Origin of the sequence: Halorubrum vacuolatum (assembly GCF_900188065.1) — an archaeon.
Classification (GTDB): domain Archaea; phylum Halobacteriota; class Halobacteria; order Halobacteriales; family Haloferacaceae; genus Halorubrum; species Halorubrum vacuolatum.
The window spans coordinates 1-5,212 of sequence record NZ_FZNQ01000046.1 but is presented as its reverse complement, the minus strand read 5'-3'; the positions used below and the strand labels follow the sequence as shown (position 1 = coordinate 5,212).

General features: G+C 55.6%; 4 protein-coding genes. 3 read left to right on the top strand and 1 reads right to left on the bottom strand.

Features of this window, described 5'->3' with window-relative positions; genetic code table 11:
- Window positions 1-220: integrase core domain-containing protein (locus CHB65_RS16480; RefSeq protein WP_143420475.1), on the top strand; the 220-nt coding region annotated here is incomplete at its 5' end.
- A gap of 125 nt (window positions 221-345) precedes the next feature.
- Here the strand turns inward: CHB65_RS16480 and CHB65_RS16475 are convergent.
- Window positions 346-1,086, bottom strand: coding sequence for a hypothetical protein (locus tag CHB65_RS16475; protein ID WP_089386101.1), 741 nt, complete (start codon window positions 1,084-1,086; stop codon window positions 346-348).
- A gap of 408 nt (window positions 1,087-1,494) precedes the next feature.
- On the opposite strand from CHB65_RS16475, the gene CHB65_RS16470 reads away from it, so the two are divergent.
- Window positions 1,495-2,286 carry an ABC transporter ATP-binding protein gene (locus CHB65_RS16470; RefSeq protein WP_089386100.1) on the top strand — a complete coding sequence of 264 codons (792 nt, stop codon included), beginning with the start codon at window positions 1,495-1,497 and terminating at the stop codon, window positions 2,284-2,286.
- Entirely contained in the window at window positions 2,276-4,699 is a 2,424-nt protein-coding gene (locus tag CHB65_RS16465) for a CPBP family glutamic-type intramembrane protease (RefSeq protein ID WP_089386099.1), read from the top strand. Before CHB65_RS16470 ends, CHB65_RS16465 begins: the two co-directional genes overlap by 11 nt.
- Window positions 4,700-5,212 lie beyond the last annotated feature (513 nt).

The following is a 5,212-nucleotide window of genomic DNA, read 5'->3' as shown; positions in this document are numbered from 1 at the left end:
TCGATTAGGACTCAGCGGTCGGCGTGATTATACCGACCGAAACCTGATCGAAAAGTGGTTTCAGACACTCAAAATGAGGATCGACCGCTTCCATAGCTCATGGGTCGGCAGTCGGTCGAGCGCTCGCCGCTGGTGTTTGCAATTCGTACATTATTACAACCGACAGCGACCGCATCAAGCACTAGATCAGCGAACACCCGCCGAGGTGCTAGCTAACTAGACAGTGTCGGGTCAGGTATTCTCCTCGAATCTCTATAACACCCATCTACGTACCCCGTGGTACTGCTCCCAACATGTTGACTCGCTTGTATTGGTTCATTCCAGTATCATTAGTGTGTGGTTGAATCAAGCAGTCTTTCCTCCAAAACGCGGTCGGTATTTCCGAATAGCGAGGAAGATCAACGGTACCCCCACGAGAGTTGGACCTAGCCAGCGGAGTAGGTCTGGAAGCATTGTGAGATTCACGGTAACCACCGCAGTCACCGTCGCAATGTACCCTCCGCCCATGAACGCAATGTGGCGTTCGAACCATGGCGTCTGTTCAGCCAGTGGTACGCGATATTGGTAGAGTTCGCGAGCAGCGAGAATCCCGCCAATCCCGCCAAACACCACGAGCACCTCACCAAGCTCCATGACACCGGTTACGGCTCCGTACCCACCGCCTGCGATCATACCAACGCTTGCAGTGAGCATCGTGAACTGGAGCAGATAGTCTGAACGTGTGGGCTTCGTCATCCCTGCACGACGGCGCGTGATGACACGGTAACCGGCAGTGATCAGATACCCAGTAAACACTGCGATTGCGAACAGAAACCAGTTATCCGCCCAGATGGCGAGTGGGAAGGATGTCACGACGACGATGCCCATCGTCGTCCCGTAAACTCTCCCAGCCAGATTGTGCCGATGTCCGCCTTTTACTGTCACGATGGCAGCGAGACCAGCGAGTAATGCTATTGCACCTGCTAGAATGTGAATCCACAACATCGGGTCTGCAATCGCAGAGTCCCCGCTTGCCTCGAAAAAAAGCGGTTGGCTGAACTCACTTCTCTCGATTAGGACGCTGCATCCAACGTCGCTTATGGACATATCAGGCGAATTTAATGGAACCAAAATGAGTTTTACACCAACATGTTGGCCCCCACAGCACTGGCAGAGTGAAGGGGCTTTCACTGGTGGTGTAACTTCGACCGGTACCAAAGCAAAAGCAGACTGTGTCCCTGTGAACAAGTCAGAACGGTGACCCCGAACCAGCGCCGTCGTCATCGACTGTGGTTGTGTCGCCGACTTCCTCGTCAGCCGCGACACCTTGATATGAGAAACGTTCTTCACCACTCCTGATCCAACATGTTGGGGTAAGATTGAATCAAAAACCGCTCACTCGTTCCATTATGGAAGTCGTAGACGGACCGCGATCCGAAACGAGGACGTTTCACAAAACAGATCAGCCGAGACAAGTAAAACCGTCTTTGCCGTCACCTGCATGCACAACGGCTGATGACTGAGACGAACCCGGCCACCCGACCGCCTGAGTACGCTGCCATCAGGACAGATGGGTTGACCCGGCGATTTGGCTCCACCGTCGCTGTCTCCGACATCGATATTTCTATCCCTCGGGGAACGGTCTACGGCTTTCTCGGACCGAACGGAGCAGGGAAGACGACGACGATCCAGATGTTGACGACGTTGTTACCACCCTCATCCGGTGCTGGGTGGGTGATGGGCGTTCCTATCACCAACCGCGACCGGGTGAAATCACATATCGGCTACCTGCCCCACGAATCGCCCGTCTATGAGTCCTTTACCGCGAGAGAGCAACTTGCATACGCCGCTGATTTGCGCCGAATGGAAGCGGCCGCTGCAGATGAGCGAATCGAGACCCTGCTTGACCGCATCGATCTTATAGATGCTGCTAATGACCGAATCGGCACATACTCGCAGGGAATGCGCCGCAAGGTAGGCCTCGTCCAAGCGCTGCTTCACGAGCCTGACGTGGCCTTCCTCGATGAACCGACCAACGGGCTGGACCCGCGAGCCTCGCGGACCGTCATGCAGATGATAACCGAGCAGGTCGAAGCCGGGATGACCGTCTTTCTCTCCTCACACATTCTCTCCGTTGTCGAAGAACTCGCGGATACCGTTGGTGTCCTCTACGAAGGTCAACTGGTTGCTGAGGATACGCCTGCAGAACTGGTCACACGAACCGAATGCACCGATGGCGCGGGTACGCTCGAAGAGGCATTCCTCGACATAACGACTGACTACACGACCACCGCCAATGTCAGGTGAGGATTGTTCAACGAGAGAACAGACGCTGACTGCCATTCAGCGGGATATCCGACTCGGAATGCAGATTGCTTGGGCGGATACCATCGACCTCTGGCGGTTGAACAACACCCGTCGACAGCAGACCCTTTATGGCCTTTTTGGGTTGTTAATGCTGCCCGTTGGCTTGGTGTTACTCCAGCAGGGCTATGCCATCGGTATCGAAACGCGAGATGGCACTGACTTTCCCATCGTTGCGGCAGGTCGAAACCTCATCCTACCGGGATTGCTGGTTTTTGCCGTTATCGCTGGGTTGAGCGCGGCACAGTCGCTGGCACGGGACTCCGTCCGACAGCTGTTGTTGACCAGCGCACCCACCCGAGCAATTGTCATCGGGAAACTCCTCTACCTTCTTGGCACGTGGCTTGCTCCGCTGGTTTTTTTCTTCGTCCCGGTGAGTGCGTACGCCGTCGGTGCGCAGTCACCGCTGTTTCCGGTTGCGCTCGTGGTAGCCGGGATTCCGCTGCTGTTGCTTGCGATGCTTACCGGGTTACTCCTCGCGTACCTCCTCTGGCTCGCGATTGAGCGTCTTAGATTGCCTGACGCGGTACGCCGACTGGTGACTGCCTCGCTTTCGATTGGTATCTTCGGCGCAGCGGTTGGTGCCGGATTGTTTTCGGGACAGCCCACTGATGCTGCCGAACAGGTCCCGACGGGTGAGCCGGTTCTCTTCATCGGGTGGTACGCCGACTTGCTCTTTGTTGGTTCACCGATGGCTGAACCAGTTGGGCTGCAGTCGGCTCTTGCCGCCGTGTTCGTCCTGCTTGGTATCCCTGCGGTTTTTGCAGTGAAAATGCGCGTGTCACCTGTCTTCTGGTACGCAACGCCCGGCGAAAAGAGGAAAGAAGGTGACCAGTCCAGTGAACACGTAACTCCAGAAAAGGGGCGACCAATTCCCGACACGATCCGTGCCAGCAATACAATCGGTCGAAACAGCGGTCTGACCGCTCGTTCCCGAACGCTTCGACTGGCGATGAGTTACGTTCGAACGGCGGTCCGTCGGCCCGACCAGTACGTCTACCTGCTATATTATCTCTTTCTGGTGATGGCACTCTTGTTGCCGCTTGTGCTCGAATCACCGAGTTCGCTCCCGCCAGCACTCGGTGTCGGCCTCGTCATGCTTGGGCTCTGGTTCGCAGGGAGTCTCTTCTGTTTGAACCCACTGGGAACGGAAGGTGCAATGCTTTCACAGCTTGTACTCTCGGAAACACCGGGGCACACGTTTGCCCATGCGCGATTACTTGCCGGGAGTGCGCTCGGGTTCGTGTTGGTCGTCTCCGGGACGCTGCTCTTTGCGGCAACCGGGCCGTTTACCACGCCTGCGCTCGCGGCGCTGGGAGTTGTCCTCCTCACCGGCGTCGTCATCACCAGTGCCAGCTTTGCGCTCGGAATCGGGGCCGCCTTCCCAAAATTCGAGACGGCGGAGGTCTTTGGTAACGTCGAGACACTTGTTCCCTCGGTCGTCGCCGCACTCGTCCACGGCGCACTGACGCTGTTTCTTGGGTTCATGGCTGTCGGACTGACCGTGCTCATTGCCTTTCCCGACAGTCCAGCGTCACCGCTTCAAAGAACCGTTGGGCTCGGCGTGTTCGTTCTCGTCTTGATCGCCATTGCAGATGGGTCACGCCGGTATGCAATTGTTCGCCTCTCTCAGTATGGTGCTGAAGCCGTCCGCGTCGACGGCCTGTTTGCAATCTATACGGTTTCCCTCTTGGCTAGTGGCTCGCTCATCCTTGGACAGGTGACAGGGCTGACAGCAGCGCTGGTCGTCGGCTTTGACCGCCCCGTTGAACTCCTCCTTCCGATGTTGTTTGTCTTTGAGTATCTCGGGTTGATACTGGTTGCTTTCGGCTTCCTCTGGGTGACTCGGCGGGGACTGTCGTACCTTGACCTTGGCTGGCCGTCGATGCGCGAAATCGGTATCATCATCGCGGGCGTAGGTGCCTCGTTCGCAATCTGGGCGACGGCTCTGGTTCTCATTGAGGGACTTGGCTTACCTGTCTCTGACCACGCGCTTTTCAATGCAGAAGATGCCGATCCTCGCCTGTTGCTTGCGTTGATTCCGCTCTTTTTGCTCGTGAACGGACCGGTCGAAGAATTACTGTATCGAAACATCGTTCAAAAATACCTTCACGAGTGGTTTTCGACGATTCCAGCGATTGCTATCGCAAGCATCGCTTTTGCGCTGTTCCACATTCCGGCCTATCTCACAGCTGGCTTCTCTGCGCTAGCAGTCACGCTTACCCTCCTGTTTGCCATCTCCTGTCTGTGGGGCGTAATTTACGTCAGGACGGAGAGCCTCTTCGTCGTCTCGGCGATTCACGGCCTCTATAACGCCTTGCTCGTCGGTGGCCTCTACCTTTCGCTCGTGCTGTGAACGGTTTTGTTTTCTTGACGGCGAAGGGTGTCAAGGTTAGAGCGTCGCATTGTGGAGAGCAGCGAAGGCTGTGAGCTATGGTCTGGTTGAGCCGGCGATTCTATGGAAGGGAAACCGGTGGTAGAAGCGTCTGGTTCAATATTTGAAGATCCAACTACGCGTCGATCATCGACTGATTTCTCCACGTTTCACGTATTTATTCGCAATAATACGATCTACGAGTAGTTTCTGAACGTGGATCGCCGTACCTCGTGCTGTCACCCTCCAACTATGTGGTCACAACACGGCAAAACTACCAGTAGTCTCTCAGTGGTCAGCACCGGGCTCGAATACAGCACTCGTCGTTGGCTCCTTGTAAGCAATTAAGAGGCGAGGTCGCTCAATGAGCTTATTTTTATCGAGAAATAGACAATAGATCCGTGCAAGATACAGAGGGTGTAGTCAGCATTGGGTCGTGATACAGATCGGACGCGACTGTATCACCGGGGTTGTGATGGTGAATTAAGAGCCTGT

Coding starts and splice junctions, on each gene's coding strand:
- CHB65_RS16475 (WP_089386101.1), bottom strand. CDS start 1,086: ATGTCCATAAGCGACGTTGGATGCAGCGTCCTAATCGAGAGAAGTGAG.
- CHB65_RS16470 (WP_089386100.1), top strand. CDS start 1,495: ATGACTGAGACGAACCCGGCCACCCGACCGCCTGAGTACGCTGCCATC.
- CHB65_RS16465 (WP_089386099.1), top strand. CDS start 2,276: ATGTCAGGTGAGGATTGTTCAACGAGAGAACAGACGCTGACTGCCATT.